This is a genomic window from Methanobrevibacter sp. (genome assembly GCF_045611865.1).
In the GTDB taxonomy this organism is placed as follows: domain Archaea; phylum Methanobacteriota; class Methanobacteria; order Methanobacteriales; family Methanobacteriaceae; genus Methanocatella.
Genome location: NZ_JAZKXX010000034.1, coordinates 14014 through 37140 on the forward strand (window position 1 = coordinate 14014; position 23127 = coordinate 37140).

General features: G+C 31.2%; 20 protein-coding genes. 11 read left to right on the forward strand and 9 right to left on the reverse strand.

Features of this window, described 5'->3' with window-relative positions:
* Window positions 1–5: 5 nt before the first annotated feature.
* On the reverse strand, window positions 6–1007 hold the full coding sequence (locus tag ACKI32_RS03465; protein ID WP_407413529.1) for a tetratricopeptide repeat protein: 1002 nt from the start codon (window positions 1005–1007) through the stop codon (window positions 6–8).
* Window positions 1008–1134: 127 nt separating this feature from the next.
* Here ACKI32_RS03465 and ACKI32_RS03470 point away from each other — a divergent pair, with 127 nt between their 5' ends.
* Both ACKI32_RS03470 and ACKI32_RS03475 read left to right on the forward strand, forming a co-directional pair.
* Window positions 1135–2805, forward strand: a complete 1671-nt coding sequence (locus ACKI32_RS03470; RefSeq protein WP_407413531.1) for a glutamate--tRNA ligase — start codon at window positions 1135–1137, stop codon at window positions 2803–2805.
* A gap of 9 nt (window positions 2806–2814) precedes the next feature.
* Entirely contained in the window at window positions 2815–3279 is a 465-nt protein-coding gene (locus tag ACKI32_RS03475) for a hypothetical protein (RefSeq protein ID WP_407413533.1), read from the forward strand.
* A 265-nt stretch (window positions 3280–3544) separates the two neighbouring features.
* On the opposite strand, the gene ACKI32_RS03480 is transcribed toward ACKI32_RS03475, so the two are convergent.
* Window positions 3545–5020, reverse strand: a complete 1476-nt coding sequence (locus ACKI32_RS03480) for an ATPase (protein WP_407413535.1) — start codon at window positions 5018–5020, stop codon at window positions 3545–3547.
* A 139-nt stretch (window positions 5021–5159) separates the two neighbouring features.
* Between ACKI32_RS03480 and ACKI32_RS03485 the strand changes: the two genes are divergently transcribed.
* From ACKI32_RS03485 to ACKI32_RS03500, 4 genes are read left to right on the forward strand one after another with little or no spacing between them, the layout of a single operon-like run.
* Window positions 5160–6395: an LL-diaminopimelate aminotransferase gene (locus ACKI32_RS03485; RefSeq protein WP_407413537.1), complete on the forward strand. Its 1236-nt coding sequence runs from the start codon at window positions 5160–5162 to the stop codon at window positions 6393–6395.
* Window positions 6396–7097, forward strand: coding sequence for a DUF6882 domain-containing protein (locus ACKI32_RS03490; protein WP_407413539.1), 702 nt, complete (start codon window positions 6396–6398; stop codon window positions 7095–7097). It abuts the gene before it with no gap.
* Between the two features lie 7 nt (window positions 7098–7104).
* The gene (locus ACKI32_RS03495; RefSeq protein WP_407413541.1) at window positions 7105–7686 is read left to right on the forward strand and encodes a DUF6891 domain-containing protein; all 582 of its coding nucleotides are present in this window, start codon (window positions 7105–7107) and stop codon (window positions 7684–7686) included.
* 8 nt (window positions 7687–7694) lie between these two features.
* Window positions 7695–8288 (forward strand): hypothetical protein, encoded by a 594-nt coding sequence (locus ACKI32_RS03500; RefSeq protein ID WP_407413543.1) that lies wholly within the window; start codon window positions 7695–7697, stop codon window positions 8286–8288.
* A 91-nt stretch (window positions 8289–8379) separates the two neighbouring features.
* Here ACKI32_RS03500 and ACKI32_RS03505 read toward each other — a convergent pair whose 3' ends face one another.
* The 5 genes from ACKI32_RS03505 to ACKI32_RS03525 all read right to left on the reverse strand — a co-directional run bounded on the left by ACKI32_RS03505 (window position 8380) and on the right by ACKI32_RS03525 (window position 15006).
* Window positions 8380–9009: a hypothetical protein gene (locus ACKI32_RS03505; protein ID WP_407413545.1), complete on the reverse strand. Its 630-nt coding sequence runs from the start codon at window positions 9007–9009 to the stop codon at window positions 8380–8382.
* Entirely contained in the window at window positions 9006–10751 is a 1746-nt protein-coding gene (locus ACKI32_RS03510; RefSeq protein ID WP_407413547.1) for a glycosyltransferase, read from the reverse strand. Before ACKI32_RS03510 ends, ACKI32_RS03505 begins: the two co-directional genes overlap by 4 nt.
* 10 nt (window positions 10752–10761) lie before the next feature.
* On the reverse strand, window positions 10762–11172 hold the full coding sequence (locus ACKI32_RS03515; protein WP_407413549.1) for a response regulator: 411 nt from the start codon (window positions 11170–11172) through the stop codon (window positions 10762–10764).
* A 65-nt stretch (window positions 11173–11237) separates the two neighbouring features.
* Window positions 11238–13109: a sensor histidine kinase gene (locus ACKI32_RS03520; protein ID WP_407413551.1), complete on the reverse strand. Its 1872-nt coding sequence runs from the start codon at window positions 13107–13109 to the stop codon at window positions 11238–11240.
* A gap of 1 nt (window position 13110) precedes the next feature.
* Window positions 13111–15006, reverse strand: a complete 1896-nt coding sequence (locus tag ACKI32_RS03525) for a histidine kinase dimerization/phosphoacceptor domain -containing protein (RefSeq protein WP_407413553.1) — start codon at window positions 15004–15006, stop codon at window positions 13111–13113.
* A 195-nt stretch (window positions 15007–15201) separates the two neighbouring features.
* Here ACKI32_RS03525 and ACKI32_RS03530 point away from each other — a divergent pair, with 195 nt between their 5' ends.
* The 3 genes from ACKI32_RS03530 to fdhD all read left to right on the forward strand — a co-directional run bounded on the left by ACKI32_RS03530 (window position 15202) and on the right by fdhD (window position 19468).
* Window positions 15202–16221, forward strand: a complete 1020-nt coding sequence (locus ACKI32_RS03530; RefSeq protein WP_407413555.1) for an adenylosuccinate synthetase — start codon at window positions 15202–15204, stop codon at window positions 16219–16221.
* Between the two features lie 269 nt (window positions 16222–16490).
* Window positions 16491–18530, forward strand: a complete 2040-nt coding sequence (locus ACKI32_RS03535; RefSeq protein WP_407413557.1) for an Ig-like domain-containing protein — start codon at window positions 16491–16493, stop codon at window positions 18528–18530.
* Between the two features lie 107 nt (window positions 18531–18637).
* Window positions 18638–19468, forward strand: coding sequence for a formate dehydrogenase accessory sulfurtransferase FdhD (gene fdhD, locus ACKI32_RS03540; RefSeq protein ID WP_407413559.1), 831 nt, complete (start codon window positions 18638–18640; stop codon window positions 19466–19468).
* Between the two features lie 5 nt (window positions 19469–19473).
* Here the strand turns inward: fdhD and ACKI32_RS03545 are convergent, their stop codons facing one another.
* Both ACKI32_RS03545 and ACKI32_RS03550 read right to left on the reverse strand, forming a co-directional pair.
* Window positions 19474–20229 (reverse strand): HesA/MoeB/ThiF family protein, encoded by a 756-nt coding sequence (locus tag ACKI32_RS03545; RefSeq protein WP_407413561.1) that lies wholly within the window; start codon window positions 20227–20229, stop codon window positions 19474–19476.
* A gap of 5 nt (window positions 20230–20234) precedes the next feature.
* Entirely contained in the window at window positions 20235–21248 is a 1014-nt protein-coding gene (locus tag ACKI32_RS03550) for a 7-cyano-7-deazaguanine synthase (protein ID WP_407413563.1), read from the reverse strand.
* Between the two features lie 322 nt (window positions 21249–21570).
* Here ACKI32_RS03550 and ACKI32_RS03555 point away from each other — a divergent pair, with 322 nt between their 5' ends.
* Window positions 21571–21771 carry a MoaD/ThiS family protein gene (locus ACKI32_RS03555; RefSeq protein WP_407413565.1) on the forward strand — a complete coding sequence of 67 codons (201 nt, stop codon included), beginning with the start codon at window positions 21571–21573 and terminating at the stop codon, window positions 21769–21771.
* 171 nt (window positions 21772–21942) lie between these two features.
* Entirely contained in the window at window positions 21943–22881 is a 939-nt protein-coding gene (locus tag ACKI32_RS03560) for an ABC transporter substrate-binding protein (protein ID WP_407413567.1), read from the forward strand.
* Window positions 22882–23127: the final 246 nt, after the last annotated feature.

Consider the following 23127-nt stretch of genomic DNA (forward strand, 5'->3'; position numbering starts at 1 on the left):
GAGATTCAATATCCAAATATTTTCAGTATAACATATAAAATTAAAATAATAATTAAAATAAGAATCGCATATTTTGATGGGAGGAATTTATTCTGTTTAAATTCACTATCCTCGATACCTTTTTTCATTATTCTTTCTTTTTCAAAAGAACATTTTTGATAAATGGCTTCAATATCTTTTGGAAGTCGTCCATGTTCATTTAACATATTAATTGTTTTATTTAAGTATTTAACGCCTTCTTCTTCATTTCCCAGTTTTATTTCACAATAAGCGGACTTATAATTGAAATTTGTTATTAATCCCAAATCATCAGTAACTTCATTTTCGTATTTAATGCAAGTAGTATATGATTTTAAAGCTTCTTTGTATCTTCCAAGGGAATATAATGCATCACCTTTTGAATTATTGATGAGTATTGTTTCATTTTCTTTTAATGCATCATCCAAATATTCAAGGGATTCCTCATTTTTTCCATTTTTCTGTAAAAGTAATCCTTTATAGGATTTAACTTTCTCATCATATCCATTTTGATTTTCGTAGTTATTAAGATTAGTTAATGCATCCTCATATTTTTTGGATTGAATTAACAACTCAATTTTTGCCATTTTTACTTCTTTTTTGCTGATTCTAGGTTTTTCAATTCTGCTATAAGATGAATACTTTTCTTCTGCTTTATCCATATATTCTAAAGCTTCATCAATTTTACCTTTGTTAAAACGAGACATTGCCTTGTCACACAATGTGTTAATGGAGCGTGGTTGTTTTTGAAGGTATGCATCAAAGTATTTTTCACCATAATCTCCATCATCATGGCTTTCATCATAATACTGGTAATACATTCCTTTTTCTTCCAGGGCAGGTAAATAATCATTATCAATTAATAAATCAAGAATTGCTAGATATTCTTCGATATCATCTTTGCCATGTCTTTTACGAGCTATTTTAATAGCTTCACTGTAGTTTTCTTCTTCAATATATTGTTTTGCTTTTGTTATAGCATCACTCATCGTATCGACCTAAGGATTTATCTAACTCCTAATTTTTTAATAACTACTCTCATTATATTTATATATCTTCAAATAAATAAATAATATTGCTTATTTTTATTAATATAATTTAAATTGTGATGATTAAATGAATGATTTAGAAGAAATTATTTATAAACATGCTTTATTAAACGCAGCTAAACATAAAGGAAGTGCAAATCCTGGTGCTGTAATGGGTTCAATCATGTCAAACGAACCGGAACTTAGAAGTAAAGCAAAAGAAATTGGTCCGATGTCTGGTAAAATTGTAGCAAAAGTAAATGCTTTAAGTCCAGAAGAACAAGCTAGTGAAATGGAAAAATTGGGCATTGAAGTTCAAGAGAAAAAACAAAAAACTAAAGAAGTAGGTCTTCAAGAACTTCCTGGAACTCATGAAAACATTGTTTTAAGATTTGCTCCAAATCCAAGTGGGCCATTGCATATAGGACATTCAAGAGCTGCCGTTCCAAATGGAGAATATGTTAAAAGACATAACGGTAAATTAATTTTAAGAATAGAAGATACAGATCCAAAAAGGGTATTTGAACCTGCTTATGAAATGATTCCTGAGGATTTAAAATGGCTTGGAATCAATCCTGATGAAATAGTTTATCAATCTGACAGATTTGAAATTTATTATGATTATGCTCGTCAATTAATTGAAAAGGGTGCAGCTTACATGTGTACCTGTGATGGTGCAACATTTAAAGAACTTAAAGATAACTGTAAACCATGCCCTTGCCGTGACAATAGTGTTGAAAAGAATTTGGAGTTATGGGATAAATTTGACACTATGGAAGCTGGTGAAGCAGTTCTAAGAGTTAAAACAGACATCAATCACAAAAATCCAGCTATTCGTGACTGGGTTGCAATGAGATTGGTAGATGAAGAGCATCCTCGCTTAGGAACAAAATACAGAATTTATCCTATGATGAACTTTTCTGTCGCTGTAGATGACCATTTACTGGGTATGACTCATGTTTTAAGAGGAAAAGACCACTTGGCTAATACTGAGAAACAAAAATACTTATATGATCATATGGGATGGGATTTACCAGAATTCATCCATTATGGTAGACTTAAAATGGAGGATATTGCATTAAGTACCTCCAAAGCAAAAGAGGGTATTGAAGATGGAACATACTCAGGATGGGATGACCCAAGATTAGGTACCTTAAGGGCAGTTGCAAGAAGAGGAATTGACCCAAGAACCATCTACAATCTGATTACAGAAATCGGTGTTAAAATGGCCGATTCAGCTATTAGTTGGAAGAAAATCTATGGATTAAACCGCAACTTTCTGGAACCAGTAGCCAACAGATATTTCTTCTGTGAAGAGCCTGTAAAGATAACAGTTGATGGTTACAGTGATGGTAAAGTTGACATCGAAAGGCCACTTCATGCAGACCACATGGATAGGGGTAACCGTGTTTTGCCATTTGATGGAAGTGCTTATTTGGCTAAAGAAGACATTAACGATGGAATATTCAGATTAATGGATGCTGTCAATGTTGAAATTAATGGTGATAATATTGTTTATCATTCCACTTCATTTGAAGATGCAAGAGCAGTTAAGGCTAGAATCATACAATGGGTTCCGATTGAAGACAATATTAATGTGAAAATAGTCATGGATGATGCATCCATAAAAGAAGGTCTTGGTGAAGGTGCACTTCGTGATTTAAGCGTTGGAGATGTAGTTCAATTTGAAAGAGTTGGATTTGCAAGGCTAGATGAAATTAAAGATGATGAGTTAATATTCTACTTTGCCCATAAATAGGTGATTAAAATGACTATGTTTACAAATGGTTTTTCAACTCTCATAATGCCAAAGGATTTTGAGGCAGTTAATGCTAAAGATGAATTTACAGAGTTATATTTGGTAAATACTAAAATTCCAATGTCCATTAAATTTTCTACAACACCTACATTGGCAGGTCTTCCGGATATTAGGGAAGATATTGAAAAGAATATTAAAAGCAACGAAAGAATTAATCTAGTTGCATCTGAGTTCATACCTATAAATGATGATATTTATTATATGATTATTTCTTCTTTTTCAGATGGGGAAAATGAATTCAGACGTAATGAATTTTTATATGTGGAAGATAATAATCTCTACATTTTTGAATTTACCTATCCTTATGCAGATAGAGAACTTGATAATTTTTATTTGGATATTATTCGTTCTTTAAAAATAAGTGTTCCTAAATATATTGTTGAGGATGGTAGCTATAGAATTAATCATGAATAGTTAAAAGAATAAAAAAGTTTATTTTTTTAAAATAAACTTCTATTTGCGCGGTTCTGGTAAGTAAGGAATTATAGCATCAGCTAGTTTGCTGACTGGCATGGTTTATATCCAAACTTTTCCAGGTCCAGTTAATCTGGTGAAAAATAGTCCTTCTCCACAAAAATACCATGTTTTTAACACATTTTATTTAAAAATTAGATATTTAAAAAAGCGGTTTGGTTTTAAAAAAAGAGAATGTGTGAGTTATTTTTTAAAATAACTCGATTTAATATATTTTTTTAACATCACTTGGTTTGATAGTAATGTTTTGACGTCTGTACTTGACAGAGATGTCATCACCGTTTATAGCATAAACTTGGCTTGAATAGGTTTCTCCTAAGTGATTAAATATGATTTCATCACCTATCTTAAGCACTTCATCATTATTGTTGATTGTAATTTTTATGTTGTCTCGGGTAGGCTTATCCTTTATAGCACCAATTTTTGGTTGAGCAAGTTCTGGTTCAGGTGATTTTTTAGCCATGTTAAAGACCCTGCGAGTATTTTCACGTCTTAATCTATCTTCTTCGCTTACTACGTGCAATTCATCATAATCAATATGAGTTTCATTGATAATTGGTTCAAATTCATCGTATTCATTAACATTTCTGATGTATGTTTCATCACTAATTGGGGATGTTTCTTCATCGGATTTCAATTTTTCTTTAACTTCTTGGAATATTTTAGATCCTTTGATTTTGTTTGCAACTCTGTCTAAATCTTTTCTGTAATCTAAATCCATATCATTGTCATCATTTTCAAATAAGTTAGCATCATCGATTGATGCTCCTAGTTTGTAGTCTTTATTTTCACCTACTTTACTTGGTGTTTTTAAAGCAGGTTCCTTGATTTCTTCATTTGGAATATCGGTTGAATCATCATTTGAGTCAAGTAAAACATCAGTAATGTTTTTATCTTCTGAGATGCTTGTAATCTCTTCTTCACTTTCTTTTGAAGCGGTAATAATTGCTTCATCAATGTCTTTTTGTGTAGTTACTTCTAAAGGTTTTTCTTCAGTTTTAACTTCTTCACTAGGTGAATCTTTAACTAAATCGCTGATTGTTTCTTCTTTTTCTTCTTCTGAAATGATTTCTTCAATGAGAGGTTCTTCAGTTTTATTTTCACGATTTCTTTTAATACTTTCTTTTATTTCAGTTAAATCTTCATCTTCATCTCTAGTGATTTTTTGTGATTCTTTTTCTCTTTCACTATCTTTTCTTTTTGATTCTTTGATTAATTCATCAATAGTGAATAAATCTTTTAATTCGGTTTTATCTTTATTATTTTGAGTCATAATATCCATCTGATTTTGTTTAATTGGTTCTTGGAATTTTTCAACAGTATTTCCATAATCAACAAGTACTTGATTTTGTGATTCATATTCATAATTTTGTAAATTATTTTCCTCAACTTTTTGAGGAACAATATAATCATCATTTTTAGGAGCTACATTTGTACTTCTTGAAAAAAATGATGAATTATTCGCGGGTTTTTTGGGAGATAAACTACGTCTATTATTTGGATAAGAATTATTATTTTGTTTTCCACTTGAAAGTATTTCATTTATGGCTCCAGTGTCTGGAAGTATTGATCCTTCGTCATTCTCAAGTTCTGAGCCCTTATAGTGTAATTTAACAACTATAATGGCGATAATTGCAATTATTGCAATTGTTATCCAAATTAAAATTGTAATTACGTTCATTATTTCCCAACCCTTATTTATTATAAATATAACTATGTAATCTTATTCATTTAAATATTATTATTTTTCCAATCAATTATTTTATATATTCTTAAAATCAAATATAAATTAGATTAATAATTCATAACGGAGATTAATCATGGTTGTTAAAATTAATGAAAATTATCTTAAATTGAAAAGCAGTTACCTTTTTGTGGAAGTTGCTAGAAGAGAAGCTGAATTTATAAAAAATAATCCTGATGCTGATGTTATTAAAATGGGTATAGGGGATGTTACAAAACCATTAGTTCCAGCTGTTGTTGATGCTTTTAGAGCTGCTGTTGATGAAATGGGCAAAGCAGATACTTTCATGGGATACGGTCCAGAACAAGGTTACAGTTTTTTAGCCGAAGCTATTATTAAAAATGATTATGAAAAATATGGTGTATCTCTTGACACATCTGAAGTATTTATTAGTGATGGTGCAAAATGTGACACTGGTAACATTCAGGAGATATTTGGCATTGATAATAAGATTGCGGTAACTGACCCAGTTTATACAGTATACGTTGATACTAATGTAATGGCTGGAAGAACTGGTGAAATGGGTGATGATGGTATGTATGAAGGTTTAACATATCTTAAATGCAATACTGAAAATGGATTTGTTCCAGAACTTCCATCTGAACCAGTAGATATTATTTATTTATGTTACCCAAATAATCCAACAGGTACTACTTTAACTAAAGACCAGTTAAAAGTATTTGTGGATTGGGCAAAAGAGAATAAGGCTGTAATATTGTTTGATGCAGCTTATGAAATTTTCATCAATGAGGATGATGTTCCTCATACTATTTATGAAATTGAAGGAGCAAAAGAAGTTGCAATTGAGTTTAAAAGTTATTCAAAAACTGCAGGTTTTACAGGAACCCGTTGTGCATACACAGTTGTTCCTAAAGAATTAATGGGATATGACAGTGAAGGTAATGAAGTAGAAATTAATCCATTATGGAACAGAAGACAAACAACTAAATTTAATGGAGTATCATATCCTGTTCAAAAAGCTGCTGAAGCAACTTATACTGCTGAAGGTCAAAAACAAATTAAAGAAGTTGTTGACTATTACATGGCAAATGCTAAAATAATCCGTGAAAGCTTAACTGATATTGGTCTTGAAGTTTGTGGTGGAGTAAGTTCCCCTTATATTTGGGTGAAAACTCCTAATGATATGGATTCATGGGCATTTTTCGATTTATTATTAAATGAAGCTAATGTCGTTGGAACTCCAGGTTCCGGATTCGGTCCAAGTGGTGAAGGTTATTTAAGACTCACTGCATTTAACACATTAGAAAATACTAAAGAAGCAATGGATAGGATTTCAAAATTAGAATTTTAGGTGTTAAAGTTGAAACAAATTGAAAAACCAGTAGCTATTGAAGAAGGAGATACATTTAAAGTAGTTTTTTCTAAATATGGTGCCTTAGCATTAGAAAAACAAGAAAACTTCTCAGAATTTATTGGGGAAACTATTGGAGATTTAGATATTGAAAAAGGCATAATTTACTTTGGAGATATGGAATTTCCAGTTCAAATTTTAGGATTTTATTCACAAGATTTAAATCAATGGTCTTGGGCATGGGATAATGAAGATATCTTTGGAAAAGATTTAATCAAATCAGCTTGTGAAATAAAAGAAATTGGGGATAAATTCGGTTTTCCTGAGTTTAACTCACCGGTAATTAGCTTAAGTTTTGAAACTTGTCATACTATTACAATGACTGCAACATCTCTCCTTAAAATGGATGCATACTATGCAGTATCTGAAGAAGGTTTGGACATATTTGTAGCCATTAAATCAGATTTAATTAAAAGCGATGATTCACTTATAAAATTCAGAAATACCTTTTACAACTTCCAGAAAAACTTTAAAGTTTATCCTAAAATTGCTTTTGAATCTTATACAAAACTTAAAGGATATGGATTTAAGCCACATGATGATTTTGCAGTAGCTAAAATTGGTGAAAGCAGGATTATTGTTGGTTTTACCGAAAGGGGTAATGTAACTCGTATTTTAATGTATGATGAAGAAGATGAATAGTGAGAATATGGATCCTGATTTAGTTGAGGAAATTGATTATCTAGTTGAGTTGCTTTCTAAATCAGGGTTTTTCAGCCATGATGAAATCGTTGAAATCTTGGAAGATCAATTTATTGAGGAGGAGTTGGATTTTTCTCAAATTGATGTTCCTTTAAATGAATCTTCAAATGTTAATTTTGATAAATTGGAAGATGTTTTCATTAATTTAGCTGAAAAAGGCATTGTAGCAATTCACAATTGCGGATTTGATATTGAAGAAGGTGTAGCCGATGTGTTTGAATTATATGTTCACCTTAGAAATAACAAATTCAATCCAGAGGGATTTTGTTTTTACACCTTTGATGATATTGAAGAGTGTTTGCTTGAAGACAGTTTAAAAATCACCTTCGGCGATTTTGAAGATGATGAAAATAAAGCATTAAAGATAGGTAAAATTGTTGCAGAATCTTTAAAAGATGGGGGATTTGCCATTGATTGGGATGAAACAATTAACAACCAAATAATGATTAATCCATTTGAATGGGACAAATCTTTTAATGGTGAAAAGGAATATGAAATTGAAGGAGCATATGATGTTTTCACAAATTAGGTGTTAAAATGAATACACGGTCTTTAAAATTAATTCGTGATGTAATTGTTAATTCAGGTAAATGGACAGCACTTGAAATATCTCAGGACTCAATTTATTTAACTTTTAGAGATGTTGAGCTTGGAAATCCAAAATCTGGTGGGGATGTTTCTTTGACTGTTCGTTTTGCAGAAGATTCATTTTTCGCTGCTTTTTACAATAACATTTGGGACATTGATTTTTTATCTAAATATGATTATAAAAACCAATTGCTTAGTGAGGAATTCACTTTCAATGTTAAAGAGGTTAAATTCATCGATTTTGAATATTTAAACACCTTTTTTTATAATTATAAAAAGGATAAGATTATTTCTGGCGAGGAAGAATTTAGCATTCATAACATTCGCTGTGACTTTTTCATGTTAGTCGAATGTGAAGAGATGGCTATTGCTGTTGGTGGAAATCAGATGGATTTCTTCACACCTTTTGAAAGGCTTGATGATTTAAGCCTACGGGAATTATCTAATGAATGGATGCTTTACTTTTTAAATTATCATATGAAAAGAAATATAATTAAAGACCCAATGTGTGAAAATCATCCGCTAATCTATACCAAAAAATAACTTTACTTAATTTTATTTTTGCCTATTAAAAAAATTAGTTTAATAGATATTATATTTAATTCATTTTCAATATCTATTAAAATTATCAATGCTATTTATGCTTAAATGATAGTTCGGATATGAACTCAAAGCCGTGTCTTATCATAGATGCAAATGCTTTATAATCATTATTGTGAATGTTACTCATATCATCCTCAATACGGTCGTCTACTTCTTTTAAGAATGTAGTGTTATTGTAATCGTGGGATGTGAAGTAATGAACTTGTATTGCATAATTTGTATCCTCTTTAGGGAACACGTAATTTACACCAATATGGCTCCAAACTTTATCATTATCTCTTGAAGGATTTGAGAAATACTGTTTTGATACTTTAACACCGGACATTGTGGAATACTCATTTTTTAAGACTTTATAACCGCCATCTTCCATAGCTCTAAATTTGGCTTCCGAAATGGCCGTAATATGGTCTTCAGGCCAATCATCCCAATGGTCTATGAAAACATATTCGTTGGTTATTGCATCTGGAGTTTTAGATTGATTAGTTAAGTTTAATTCTTCGGTTGTATTCCAAGCATGAGGAACCACTGATACGCTATGTCCAAATTCAACGGTCTTATCAGTTTGAACACTTAAAAAACTATTAATTCCATTAATATTTGCAGCAATAATTATTATGATAATTATAATTATTAATCCATGGAACATGTCTTTTCGTCTCATTTTTTACCTCCTTTATGCACAGTTTTAGCCCATTTTCTTTCTTTTCTAGTCATCATTTCTACCATGGTTAAGAAAAATAATGGAATTAAATGGAAACAATAAACATAATATTTGATTAAATCTTTAGCAAATTCTTGAATTCCAGGTTTATCTCTTGAAAGAGCTAAAATAATTCCTGGGAAGAATGAAATAACGGATAGGATACCAACAATGAATGGTGCTTCCATCCTTATGATTGTAACATTGTGGAATAAAAACCATGAAATTACATTAATGATACTTACAATAAATCCAAAAAAGATTAATAAATTAAAACTGTAGAATGAAATGTGTTCTATAACATTGAATTTCTTTGCAATTGATATTTTTGCTCTTAATATTTGGGGCAAGTAAACAAACAATGTTTCAAAGTTACCAATAGCCCATCTAACTCTTTGTCTGAAAAATGCCTTCCATTCTGTAACTGCTTCTTGGTATACTGCACATTCACCACAGTAACGTATTTTTCCACCATTTAAAATAATTTTAATAGCAAGGTTTAAGTCTTCAGTTACTGCAAAACCATCCCATCTTCCACAGTCTATAATGGCTTGTTTTTTTACAAATTGCCCATTTCCACCTAAAAATCCAGTTTTATCAAGGTTATCCTTAGCTATTAATGTATTTCCAAAACTTGCAAATTCAACATGTTGCATACGGGCTAAAAAGTTTTCATTTTTGTTAAACATTTTAACTCTTGACTGTACGCCGTCAACATCACCATTGAGGTATTTGACAACTGTTGATAAATAATCAGGTTTCACTTGAGTATCTGCGTCAAATACTCCAACAATATGTCCTCTTGATAGGGTCAGTGCATCGTTCAAAACAAATCCTTTTCCTTTCCCGGACCTTGGAGGGTGTCTTGTTACGATTTTTAGTTGGGGAAATTCGTTTTTAAGATTAGCCAATATTTCTCCAGTACTGTCGGTGGATCCATCGTTTACCACGATTAACTCAAAATTAGGTTCACCATCTTTTTCATATACGCATCCGCAAACACTTCTAACAGTGGATTCGATTGTGAATTCTTCGTTGTGTGCAGGAATAAATATACTAATAAAAGGCTCTTCTCCTTCTTCGTAAGGTATTATGCCTTTTTGTTTTTTAATACTTACAAGTGAGTTGATAAGCATAGCTAGTGTTGGGACTAATAGTAACCATTGAAGCCAGGTTGCGTTTTTGGTTAAAGTAGCTAAGATAATCAGCGCCACACATAAAATTAAAAGAAAACTGGAGTCTGATTTTTCAATCACAAGTTCTATATTTTTTTCTTTTATTTTATCTTGAGCATATTTTACACTTAAAATGTTTTGTTCGTGTTTTTTAAGTGCAACAGCCATTGACCTTTGCACTTCTCCTTCTTCAAGTGGTTTTAATAAGTAGCCAAATGGATTACTTGTTAATAATTGGTCAATTGTTTCGTCAAAACGCATTCCAACAATTACTATGACTGGAACATTAAAAAGTTCCAAATCTCCAGCTAAATCCAATAAATCGATACCTTCGATGTCAGTATCTAAAAAAAGTAAGTTGGGAGATTTTTCATCAATTTCTGCGAAAATATCTCCTTCAGTTCCAGCATAACCTGCTAGTTCGTAATCATATCCTTCAACATATTCTCGGATTTCGTTGATTAATTCCTTATCTGAACTGATTAGAAATACTTTAGGTTTGCCTTCTATTAATGTTAATTCAGTCATTTAAATCTTACTATTCAGTAAAACCGCTCGCATCATTTAATTTTTTTGCTTCAAGTTTTGCCCTGTTAATAGTGATTTTCAATGTTTTGTCAAGCTTGTTAATGTCGTATGGCTTTGAAACAAATCCGTATGATCCTTTGACATTTGATTTTTCGAAAGTATCAGTATCTGTGTTAGCAGTTAAGTAAATTATTGGAATATTCCATTCTGAAATTACTGCTGCTGCTTCAATACCTTCCATGTCTCCTTTCAATTTAATATCCATTAAAACAACATCTGGAACTTGTTCTGCAGCTGTATCGATTGCAGCTTGTCCAGTATCAACAGTATCAATAACTTCGTATCCTAATTCTTCTAAGCTATATTTTAAATCTAATGCAGTAATAGCTTCGTCTTCTACAACTAATATTCTTTCATTCATTTTATACCTTCCAATTAACAGTTTCTATTATATATTGTTCATATTATTTATAGTTTATTTTTAAACTATCCTTCAATTGTGTGTTCCATGTTTATTGGGAAAATTAATCTATATCCAGTTCCGTTTTCATGTTGGAATAATTCAATATGTCCATCAAGTTGTTTTGTTAAATTTTTGATAATTTCACATCCAAGATTCTTGGTCACTGTTTTAGGGTCTTCAATACCTACTCCATTGTCTCTAAGAATCAATTGTGCTGTGTCTTCATCAATTCTAGTTATTTTCTTGGTTATTTTTTTGTTTGGCACTGATTTATCGGGGAATGCGTGTTTAATAGCATTCATAGTTAATTCATCAATTACTAAAAGTAATGGTGTAATAACTTCAATGCTTAGATTTAAATCTTCATCTACTTCAGATTCAAATTCAATACCATCTCTTAGTCCAATCAAACCTCTAAGCTGGCTGTCTTGGTCTATGATATACTCACTTAAGTTGATATTCTTAAAGTCAGTGGTATTGTATGTTTTTTCGTGAAGAATAGCAAGTGAAGATAATCTTGATTGCATATGGTCAATAATTATGTTTGGTTTATTTTTATATGCTCTTTTTTCTAAGTTTAAGAAACTATTTAGAACTTGTAAGTTGTTTTTAACTCTGTGGTGAACTTCTTTAATCAAAATAGTTTGGTGTTCGTTAGCTTCGATTAATTCTTGTTTTTGATGATTTTCTTCGGTAACGTCAGTTAAAAACCCGATACTGTGTGTTTCCTGACCAAATTCAAATCTTTCGATATATATTTCACACATTTTTTGGTTATTTTCGTCACCATGCACATTATATGTGAATTTTCCAGAAAATTCGTCACGTTTACCGTTAATTAATTCTTTAAGTTTGCACAGGACATCTTCTTCAACAATATCGTCGACTACATCACGACCGTGTTGGTACTCTTCAGGAGGAATCTCAATTAGGTAATAGAACCCTTCTGAAAATTCATGTTGTTTTTTACTTAGTGGTTCAATCATCAATGCTAATTTTTTACTGTTTTTAAACCCTTTAAGTAAAAAATCAACAGGTCTGGTCATTTTCCTAGTGGAATCAGTACTTACATCTTTAAATAATCCATAACGACTTACTAAATCTCCATTTTCATCAAATTTAGAGTAAAGATTGATTTCAATATATTTGAGTGTCCCATCATTAGTTCTAATTCTGAGTATTGTTTCATATGTTTCTCTTCCACTATCCAGTTCTCGAAGCGTTTTTTCAACTAGGGGTCTGTCTTCTGAAATCACTAAATCAAAAACGATGTTGTAATATTCATCGTTTTCTTCTCTTGGACGATTAATGATATTATAAATACCCTGAGTCCATGCATATCTGTCATTTATTTTATAGTAACTTCCAGTTTGAGAGAAATATTCAATCAAGTTAGCTTTTTCATTGTATTCATCTTCATTTGGAATATGTAATCTGCTTTCTTCATTGTCTCTGTGATCTGAGATTAATACTAATCTGTCCATATCATAAACGATTTTAACATTTGAAAATCTTGCCAATTTTTCATGGAAGTGATAATAAAATCTCATCTTTTTAATTTTTTTAGTTTGATAGGCTTCCCTTAACGGTTCAGCTAATATTTTATAAAAACCAGGTGAAGTTTTACTAAGTAAACGTCCAGCAGCATCGGAATGTTCGATTTCACCCCTTGAAAGAGCCCCCAAACCTAATCTGTGAATTATGAAATCTTTCCCATCTTCATAAGGTATGAATATGTCAATATCATTCGTAATGTTTTTCAATGTTTTTTCAAAAGGAAGTTCAGTAACTTCAAATTCTTGGGGAGTAGGAACGAATAGTTCCTTTTCAGTAATGTCAAATATGTGGATTTCTTCAAGGTCTTCTAATTTCCTATAGTCTTTTTCAATTCTCATTTTAGTCGCCTCCCCACAATTGTCTGTGATATTCTATTGTGTGCTCGAAGTTTACTGGAAATACAATTTTAAAACCTGTTCCAATTTCACAGTCTAAAATTTCAAGCTCTCCATTGATTTGTCTGGTTAGATTATTGATAATTTCCCAACCTAAATTATGGTTAATTAAGGATTCGGGGTTTTTTAATCCAACTCCATTGTCGCTTAATATCAATTCACATATGTGATCGTCAAGCATTTTAATCTTTTTAGATATTGTTTTATTAGGCATATCCGGGTCGGGGAATGCATGTTTGATTGCATTCATTGTCAGTTCATCAACTATTAGAAGCAGTGGTGTAATTACATCAATTGACAGGTGTATTTCTGGATCAACATCTGATGTAAAGTTAATGTCTTTTGCTCCAAATAATGTGTGAAGGGTTGCATCTTGGTCTTTCATATAGTCGCCAAGGTTAATGTTAATAAAGTCTTCAGTGTTGTAAGTTTTTTCATGAAGTAATGCAAGTGAAGATAAACGTGCTTGCATGTTGTCCAATATGCGATTTGGATTGTCTTTATATTCTCTTCTCTCAAGGTTTAAGAAACTGCTCAACACTTGCAAGTTGTTTTTAACTCTGTGATGCACCTCTTTAATTAAAATGTTTTTGGTTGCATTGGATTTGATTAATTCCTGTTGTTTTTTTCGTGAAAGAGTAATGTCTGTTAAAAATCCTATGCTGTGTTCTTTATTACCGTAGTTGAATCTTTCAATGAATATTTCACATATTTTTGTGTTGTTTTCATCATCATTTACCTTGTATGTAAAGACTGCATTAACTTCATTGATTTCACCGTCAATCAATTTTTCAATGTCTTTTCTAACATCTTCCTCAATGATGTTTTTAATAACGTCTCGAGTGTGGACATATTTATCTTTAGGAATTTCAATCATTTTGTAGAAACCCTCTGAAAATTCATATCTTCTACTTAAAGGTTCTACAAGAAGGGATAATCTTGATTGATGATTAAATCCATTTAACATGAAATCTATAGGTCTTGTCATGTGTTTATTTGTATCAACACTAATGTCTTTAAATAAACCATAATGGCTGATTACATCACCATTCTCATCAAATTTAGAGTAAATATAAGCGTCTAAATATTTGATGTTTCCCCCAGGAGTTTTAATACGTAGAATATTTTCATAGCTATCAGTTTCAGGGCTCATGGTTTCTATTAACTCTTCAACCAATGGCCTATCTTCTGGAATTACCAAATCAAAAATAATGTTATAGTTGGCATCATTTGGTTCTTTAGAACGGTTGATGATGTTGTAAATACCTGGGGTCCAGGTATATTCATCTTGTGTTTTATAGAAACTGCCTGTTTGTGAGAAATATTCTATTAAATTAGCTTTGCTTTCAGCTTCTTCTTTTTTTTGTTCTTCAGTACTTTTATTATTTGCACTGGTATTTAAATCAGATATCAAATAAAGCAAGCCTTCATCACAAGTGATGTGGATATTTGCAAGTGTTTGAATTCTATTACTGATATAGTAGAAAACTCTCATTGCTTTTGTTTGTTTGGTTTCATAAACTTCCCTTAAAGCATTGCCAAATATTTTATAGTAAAATGGTGAAATTTGGCTAAGTTTGCATCCTGAAACATCATCTTGAGTCACATTTACTCTTTGAAGAAAATTCCAACCAATTCTTTCGACAATAAAATCATCACTGTCCTCGATTGGTTCAAATATGTTAATATCTGAAGGGACATGCTTAATAACATTGCTGAAACGAATCTTTTCAGGTTTCTTTATAGGAGGAGTAGGAATATAGATTTCGTTCCAGTTCATGTTGTAAACGTGAACCTCTTCAATTTTTTCCAATTCTCTGTATTGTCTTTCAACATGCATACGAATACAACCTTGAGTTTTTTTTTAAATAGTATTATAAATTTCTATTTAACATTATATTTATAATTATATTAACGGAATTACCTTTTCCGAAAGGAGCCATATTCAAAAAGCTTTTTAATTATAAATGACATAATATTAGTGTTATGGAAATTTTCTAAATTTTCAATCTATTAATGTTTAAGGAGTTATTAAATGACTTGTAGTATTTTAGTTGGCGGAGCATGGGGGGATGAAGGTAAAGGAAAATGTATTACTTATCTTTGTGATGCCGATAAACCAGACATTATTGCTCGTGCAGGTGTTGGACCAAATGCGGGGCATTCCGTTGAGTTTAACGGAGAAAAATATGGTTTAAGATTAACCCCATCTGGATTTGTACATACTGGTGCTAAGCTTATGATTGGTGCTGGTGTTTTAGTTAATCCTGATGTATTATTTAAAGAATTTGAAGACTTAAAAAAATATGATGTTAAAGAAAGAATGTGTGTTGATCCTAGATGTGCTATAATTAATGAGGATCACATGTCCAGAGATAAAAATTCCGAATATTTGGCTAAAAAAATAGGAAGTACTGGTTCCGGATGCGGACCAGCAAACTCTGATAGGGTATTAAGGACTATTGGTTTAGCTCGTGATGTTCCAGAACTAGAGGAGTACATCACTGATGTTTCACTTGAAGTCAATGAAGCTATTGACAATGGTGAGGATGTATTTATTGAAGGATCTCAAGGTTTTGCTCTATCACTTTATTATGGAAGTTATCCTTATGTAACCAGTAAAGATACTACTGCATCTACATTCGCTGCAGATGTTGGTGTTGGACCAACTAAGATTGATGAGGTCATTAATGTATTTAAATCATATATTTCTCGTGTTGGTGAGGGTCCGTTCCCAACAGAAATGACTCAAGAAGAAGCAGAAAGTAAAGGCCTTGAAGAATATGGTGTTGTAACTGGAAGGCGTAGAAGAATCGGTTACTTTGACATGGAGCTTGCTAAAGAGTCTTGCAGAATCAACGGAGCTACTCAAATTGCTTTAACTTGTGTGGACAAATTATTTGATTGTGCTCGTGTACAAGACTATAGTGAGTTGTCTGCAGAAACCAAAGCTTTCATTGAAGATATTCAAACTGAAACTGGAGTACCAGTCACTATTATTTCAACTGGTCCGGATTTAAAAGATACTATTGATTTAAGAAAAGAATTATTATAGTATCCACTTATAGGGCTCATATGATTATTCGTTCAATGATTAAAATTATGAGCTTATTTCCTATCTTTTTTTTAACATAATTTTTAAAATAATCCTTGGTTAATGGAATTTCAATACTTAATTTTGATTTGGAGTTAATTTCAAGTCTATTTTTTAAAATAAGGATGAATAATGCTTTTTTCAATGAAAATGTTTATATAACACATTTAAGATAAATATTGTTTAACCAATATTTTCTGTAAAAATAATTGTTATGGAGGCGAATTATTTTGAACAAACATTTATTATTCGCTGTATTTTTATCGCTCACGATAATATTATCACTTAGTGTAATTTCAGCTAGCGATGTAAATTTCGCTGATTCATATGATGCTGGCTTAGTGGACTATACATCAGAAATTTCGATATCTGGCGGTTCAGATAATTTATTAACTGTTGAAGATGTTGATTCTTTAAATGATGGGGGAGACAGCCAAGTCACACCTTCTGAGGATGCAACTGATAGCTCTTCTGCAGTGGTGCTTGAAGATACTATAAAACAAAGTGATGTTACTAAATATTATAAAGGAAGTAAAAATTATACAGCAACATTCACAGACAATCAGGGGGATGTTTTAGCAAATACTCCTGTTGAAATAATTGTGGATAATGTTACAAGATTTGTTGAAACGGATGGTAATGGTGTTGTTTCTTTAGATATAGATCTTACACCTGGCACTTATCAAATTGTTGCGATTAATCCAAGTACCAATTACCAATCAACTACAAATTTTAAAATTTTATCAACAATTAAAGCAAATGACATTAGTAAGGTTCGCACTGATGCAAGGAAATTCAGTGCAACATTTTTAAAAAGTAATGGTGAAGTTTTATCTAACCAAAATGTCAAATTTGAGATTGATGGAACAAACTATACTGTTAAGACTGATAAGAATGGAGTGGCTAGTCTATCATTAGCTGACCTTAAAGCTGGCAGTTATATTATAACCTCATATAATGCGGATGGTTTGACTAAAAATAATACTGTTAAAGTGCTCTCATCCACTACATCAAAGTTAGAGACTTCTGATTATACTTTTGCTAAAAAGAATACCAAACAGATTAAAGTTAGATTGCTCAATGGTTTGGGATATGCAGTATCCGGAAAAAATATTAAGATTACTATTAACGGTAAAACTTATTCCAAAAAGACTGATAGTAAGGGTTATGCTTATCTAAATTTGCCAAATTTGAATACTGGAATATACACTGTAAAATATAAATTCAATGGGGATTCACTGTATAAGGCATCTAGTTCATCAAATACTGTTTCTATTGTTTTAAGTAAGAAATATAGGACTGTAACACTTAAAAATATTTTGGATGGTGCTACCAAAGTAAAATCATATTATTCAAAAAATAGTGTTTTACCAACTACCGTTACTACAGGAGGGTACAAATTAACCATTCATGAATTCTATTATCTGATGAGTAAGGCCATGAGTCAATTAAGCAAATCAAAAAACACTCAGATTCAGGGAATTCCTGGAGTTAAAGCCCCTAAATCTAAATTTAGTGATGGGGTTTATTCTGCTGCAGTAACTAAGAATAAATATAAGGCTATTGCTAAGAATAATGTTAATTATATCAAAAAGAATAAAAGAGTTCCAAATTATATTAATGCAGTGGCGGGTAAAATTGCTTATGAAGATTATGTTGTTATGGTTTCTCGTGTATTAGACTATTTTAATCAACATAAGGAAGCACCTAATTTTGTAACATTCATTTCTCCTCACAAACCTAATTTTAACTTTAAAGGAAATAATCCTTATGGATTAAAAGGTAAAAAAGTATGGATCGATGCAGATGGTGGTTCAAATGCAATAAAATTGCAGTTGGCTAAGGCTTTGAAAAAGTTAGGTTGGAAAGTCCACATTGGAGACACCTATGCAAATGCTCATTATGAAGATTATTACAATGTTCCTCCAGGTTATGTGCTTATAACAATATATAATGGTTTTTGCGCTGGAACTACTAGGGAATTGGCTTCTAGTTCAGTTCAAAATCTATTGAAGACAAAGAATGTTGTTTGTGTTCCTATTTGGCATACTGCTGGTTGGAATGGTGGAATGAACTCTCATAAATATGGTAATTTCAATGGTTATTATGCACCAAAAGCATGGGATGATAATTTCAGTACTAAAAATCCGGCAATAAGTAATGTTGGAAAGTTCTTAAAGACCAATAATATTAAGTATTGTGCATCTCCAACTTGTAATTTGATTGTGAAACAGTTTGTACAGGGCGGATATTTTGCTTCTGTTTCTTGATTAAAATTTTTTTAGCTTAAAGCTCTTTTTGAGCTTTCTTTTTTTATATTTTTTTTATTTTTTTAATTAAATATTTTTAAATATAACAATTGTTAATATAATTAATTATGGAATTTTTAAGACAAACTGAAGTAATTAAATGGGAGGATGGTGAATATAAAACCATCAAAGAAAACAGTGTTGATGATGAATATACTTATTTGTTCATTGATTATTTACCTCCAAGGAAATTTTCAACATATCCAAAGGATTTAGAGGATTTTGCAATTGGCTATTGTCTTGGTGAAGGATTAATTAAAGATTATTCAGACATTGAATCCATTCAATTAGATGGAACAAATGTCCTGGTTACAACTAAACTTACCCACAATCCCGAAGAAGATTTAGAACAAGAAGGTATTGTTCAAGAGAGAAAAGGCAACTGTGAGCATGCGTGCGTATGCAGACTCCTAGAATATCAGGGAGTAAACTCAGATAATGCTGGAGGAATTAGATCAGAATTAAAAACAATCGAAAAAAACACTTCTAATTTAAAAATCGATGCAACTCAGATAATTAAAGATATTCAACATTTGACTGATGAAGCCAAAATTTGGCAAAAAACTGCAGGAGTACATGTTGCACAATTAAAGTTTGAAGACAAAATTATAATACGTGAGGATGTCAGCCGTCACGTTGCAGTGGATAAGGTAATTGGAGCAGCCTCAAAAGAGGGATATGATTTTTCAAAATGTTACATTTCATATAGTGGAAGAATGCCTGCTGACATGTTAATAAAAGTAATAAGGGTGGGAATACCAATAATTATTTCAAATGCAGCACCTGCTTCATCAGGTATTGATGTGGCTCGTGCAGGAAACATTACAATGGTTGGTTTTGTTAGAGACAATAGATTTACAATATTTACTGCCCCTGAACGAGTAAATTTAGAAAAATAGATGATTTAAAGTTCATCTAATGAAAATGAACCCAAATCTAATAAATCAAATGTTAATATTTTTGGAGCGACAGTGACTTTGCCAACGCCAGTTATTATTTTATAAGCTTCAAATGCTTCAAGACAACCAATTAAGTTTGGTGTAGGTCCAATAACTGGTGGAACACCTGAAGTTACATTTTTTAAAGCTCCAATTGTTTCATCATTTAATTCCTTACCGATTGAAGGCAAGTTAAACATTTCTTCATATGTCTTGTCACTATTAGGTAAAAATACTGTAATTTGTCCCATAGTTCCGTGGATTGCACCGTGGATGTAAGGAATTCCTTTTTCTTTAGCTGTTCTTGATACAATAACTCTGGTTAGGACATTGTCAAGAGCATCAATCACGATATTGGAGTCACCAATGACTTTATCAATGTTAGTTTGATCAACATGTTCGTTAAATGTGGTGACTTTAACGTATGGGTTTATTAATCTTACTTTTTCTTTAGCAACTGCACTTTTATCAAGGCCTAAATCAGCAGTTGTGGCTAAAGTTTGTCTATTTAAGTTTGACAAGTCAAATGCGTCTTTATCAACTAAAACAAGCTCGCCAATACCCATTCTTGCAAGCATTTCAATAGTTTCTCCACCGATTCCACCACAGCCGATGACTGTGATTTTGGCATCTTTAAATCTTTCTTGTTCGCTTCTTGTTACTATACTCATTTGACGGGAAGCTATTTCCCAGTATCCGTCACCAATGTATCTTGTTGGCATATTTTTCACCTAATATTTCTTCTTAATTTTGGTAATATTTCCATAAATGCATCTAGTGCATCTTCGTAAGTTTCAAAATTACTTCCTTTAACCAATCCGTTTTCAGATATTTCAATGTTTTCAACAGTTATGTTTTCTTTTGAGTGTGAAATAATCTCATTTTCAAGTTGCAACATTGTATTTTCAATGTTTATTGTATAAGGAAGTTGGTATGAAAATGAGTTATCATTATAGTCTATAGATATGAATTCATCATCATCAAGTTCGGATAAGTTTAGCGCAACATTTTTAAAGCCTTGCCTTTTAAATTCATCGTTGATGAGCTTAAATTTATCGTCTTTTAAAATTTCATCTAAGTTATCCACTTCAACTATACTATATTTTTCTAAATCTCTAACCTTAACTATTTCGCATTGGGTATTTGATAAGATATAATCTTCACAATAACCAATTCTATTTATTTTTTCTTTAGTGGTTGGTGTATCTGTTGGGATTCTAGTTGCAAGACATGTAGTTGATCTTGAATAGGGGATGTTATTCTTGTTTAGGTATTCATGAATCTCCTTTGATGTTAGCTTGGCTTTGATAAAAGGTGTATTGAATTTATTCTTATATGTTATGAGAATTCCAGGTCTGTCAATCACCAGATCGCTAATGTTATTTCCATCACAAATAAAGTCAAAACCTCTTTTTTCAGCCAACTCTTTGATTTTAGAATACATTAAGTTTCTGCAGGTATAACATCTGCTAGAATCGTTTGAAAGGAATTTTTCGTCTTGATAAAAATCAATATCAATTATTTCATGTTTTATTTTAAATGAATTTGTAGTTCTTTTGGTATTTTCAATGAAATCACTTGGGAATAAATGATTGTTGATAGTAATAGCTAGTGTGTCTTTTGCAACTTTTGATGCAAGATAAGCTATTAATGTTGAGTCGGCACCGCCTGAAAAACCAATGGCTACTTTTTTATCTTTTAATATGTTTTCTACAATATTGATTTTATTTTCTAGGTTCATATTATCCCTTTAAATTGTTAAGAGCATCATATGATGCTCTTATGTTTTAAGGAGTTTATGTCTACTCATTTAATATTTTAGTGTTTTTTCATATTTTATTTTTTGGAGACTAAAAAAACAATTTTAGTTATAAATTTTTACCCGAGTTATGGAAAATATAACAATAGTTATTTAATCCATAATATCAATAATTGTAATTAAAGATATAAATACTTTGTTATTTAGTTGATTATGATAAAATTTCATATTGTTTTTGATTATCTGTCAAAAATGATAATATTTAAATATATGGAAAAATAATAACAATTGTTAATGTGATATTATGAAATTCAATTTAAAGTTCAAAGATATAAATGAGACAAAAGAATTAGCTGAAAACTATACAGTACAAAATCTATTAAATGATTTAGGATTATCTGCTCAAACTATTGTTGCAAAACAAAATGGGGAGTTGACAATAGAAGAAAGTGTAATTAATGATGGTGATGAGATACAATTGGTACAAATAATTTATGGTGGTTAAGTTATTTCTTTTTAAATGACGACCATAATCTAATCATTTTCTTTTTTAAAGCATTCACACCATTTAAACCTGCTGTCATCGAATATTTTTCAAGTTCTTGCGCATCTTTTCAGCCACAATAATCAAAACCTTTAATTATTTTTTTTTGTCTAATTAATAATTGGTGAAAAAATGGATAATAAAATTATCGCAATCATTATAGCAATTATTGTTATTGTTGTTGCTGGAGGATACTTTTTGATGAATAACTCTTCAGACACAGTAACAATTGGATATTTGCCTTCTGATCATGATGCGGCATTGTTTGTTGCTGATGCTCAGGGCAAGTTTCAGGAAAACGGCATCAACACCAAGCTAGTTCAATTCAACAATGGTGGTGATTTGATGACTGCCATGGCTAGTGGAGAAGTTGATGTTGGTTATGTCGGAATTACTCCAGTTTTATCTTCAATTGAAAAAGGAGTTCCTGTAAAAGTTATTTCAGCCGCTCAAACTGAAGGATCAGGTATTGTCGTGGCTAAAGACTCTGGAATTAATTCAGTTTCAGACCTTGCAGGTAAAAAAATAGCTACTCCTGGTGAAGCTTCCATTCAACACATGTTGCTTACATACTATTTGGACCAAAACGGAATGTCTATTGACGATGTTAAAGTTTCTGCAATGAAAGTTCCATCAATGAATGATGCATTAAAAACCAATAACATTGATGGTATGATTACTTTTGAACCATATGTGACTATTGCTGAGGAAAATGGTGCAAAAGAATTAATAGATTCAGCAGAAATCTTGCCAAATCACCCATGTTGTGTTGTTGTGGCATCTGATAAATTCATTGAAAACAATCCTAATGAAACCCAAAAGATTTTAGAGATTCATAAGGAAGCTACTGAGTTCATTAACAATAACACTGATGAGGCAGCAGGTCTTTTGCCTGACAATATCGTTAGTGATGTTGAACTTGAGAAAAAAGCATTGGCTGGTTTCCCATTAATATATGGTTTGGATGATAGTTATAAACAGGATGTAATGGACTTCATGAATTTGGAAGTTGATTTAGGTGTTTTAAAAGAACCTATCTCTCAAGATAAAATATTCTGGCAAAGTAGTTAATCTTAACTACTTTTCTTTTTTTTGATAAATAGGCTTTGTAGAAATCCTATTTGATTTTTGCAAAATTTTTTAAAAATCTATTTTTATTTCTATTTTTACACAAAATCTCTTAAAATAATCTAATTATTATTTATTTTAAGTTACACTTGAAATTTCACATCGATTAGAAAAAATAAGCAATATATAATTATATATAGTAAAACGGAGAATAAATATTAATATGAAACCCAAAAATACCTATTCTCC

Excerpts from the sequence above, each read along its gene's own strand:
- ACKI32_RS03515 (WP_407413549.1), bottom strand. The coding sequence starts at position 11,172 with ATGAATGAAAGAATATTAGTTGTAGAAGACGAAGCTATTACTGCATTA.
- ACKI32_RS03555 (WP_407413565.1), top strand. The coding sequence starts at position 21,571 with ATGAAATTCAATTTAAAGTTCAAAGATATAAATGAGACAAAAGAATTA.
- ACKI32_RS03485 (WP_407413537.1), top strand. The coding sequence starts at position 5,160 with ATGGTTGTTAAAATTAATGAAAATTATCTTAAATTGAAAAGCAGTTAC.
- ACKI32_RS03525 (WP_407413553.1), bottom strand. The coding sequence starts at position 15,006 with ATGCATGTTGAAAGACAATACAGAGAATTGGAAAAAATTGAAGAGGTT.
- ACKI32_RS03510 (WP_407413547.1), bottom strand. The coding sequence starts at position 10,751 with ATGACTGAATTAACATTAATAGAAGGCAAACCTAAAGTATTTCTAATC.
- ACKI32_RS03475 (WP_407413533.1), top strand. The coding sequence starts at position 2,815 with ATGACTATGTTTACAAATGGTTTTTCAACTCTCATAATGCCAAAGGAT.
- ACKI32_RS03560 (WP_407413567.1), top strand. The coding sequence starts at position 21,943 with ATGGATAATAAAATTATCGCAATCATTATAGCAATTATTGTTATTGTT.
- ACKI32_RS03505 (WP_407413545.1), bottom strand. The coding sequence starts at position 9,009 with ATGAGACGAAAAGACATGTTCCATGGATTAATAATTATAATTATCATA.
- fdhD (WP_407413559.1), top strand. The coding sequence starts at position 18,638 with ATGGAATTTTTAAGACAAACTGAAGTAATTAAATGGGAGGATGGTGAA.
- ACKI32_RS03480 (WP_407413535.1), bottom strand. The coding sequence starts at position 5,020 with ATGAACGTAATTACAATTTTAATTTGGATAACAATTGCAATAATTGCA.
- ACKI32_RS03500 (WP_407413543.1), top strand. The coding sequence starts at position 7,695 with ATGAATACACGGTCTTTAAAATTAATTCGTGATGTAATTGTTAATTCA.
- ACKI32_RS03465 (WP_407413529.1), bottom strand. The coding sequence starts at position 1,007 with ATGAGTGATGCTATAACAAAAGCAAAACAATATATTGAAGAAGAAAAC.
- ACKI32_RS03550 (WP_407413563.1), bottom strand. The coding sequence starts at position 21,248 with ATGAACCTAGAAAATAAAATCAATATTGTAGAAAACATATTAAAAGAT.
- ACKI32_RS03495 (WP_407413541.1), top strand. The coding sequence starts at position 7,105 with ATGGATCCTGATTTAGTTGAGGAAATTGATTATCTAGTTGAGTTGCTT.
- ACKI32_RS03520 (WP_407413551.1), bottom strand. The coding sequence starts at position 13,109 with ATGAGAATTGAAAAAGACTATAGGAAATTAGAAGACCTTGAAGAAATC.
- ACKI32_RS03530 (WP_407413555.1), top strand. The coding sequence starts at position 15,202 with ATGACTTGTAGTATTTTAGTTGGCGGAGCATGGGGGGATGAAGGTAAA.
- ACKI32_RS03545 (WP_407413561.1), bottom strand. The coding sequence starts at position 20,229 with ATGCCAACAAGATACATTGGTGACGGATACTGGGAAATAGCTTCCCGT.
- ACKI32_RS03470 (WP_407413531.1), top strand. The coding sequence starts at position 1,135 with ATGAATGATTTAGAAGAAATTATTTATAAACATGCTTTATTAAACGCA.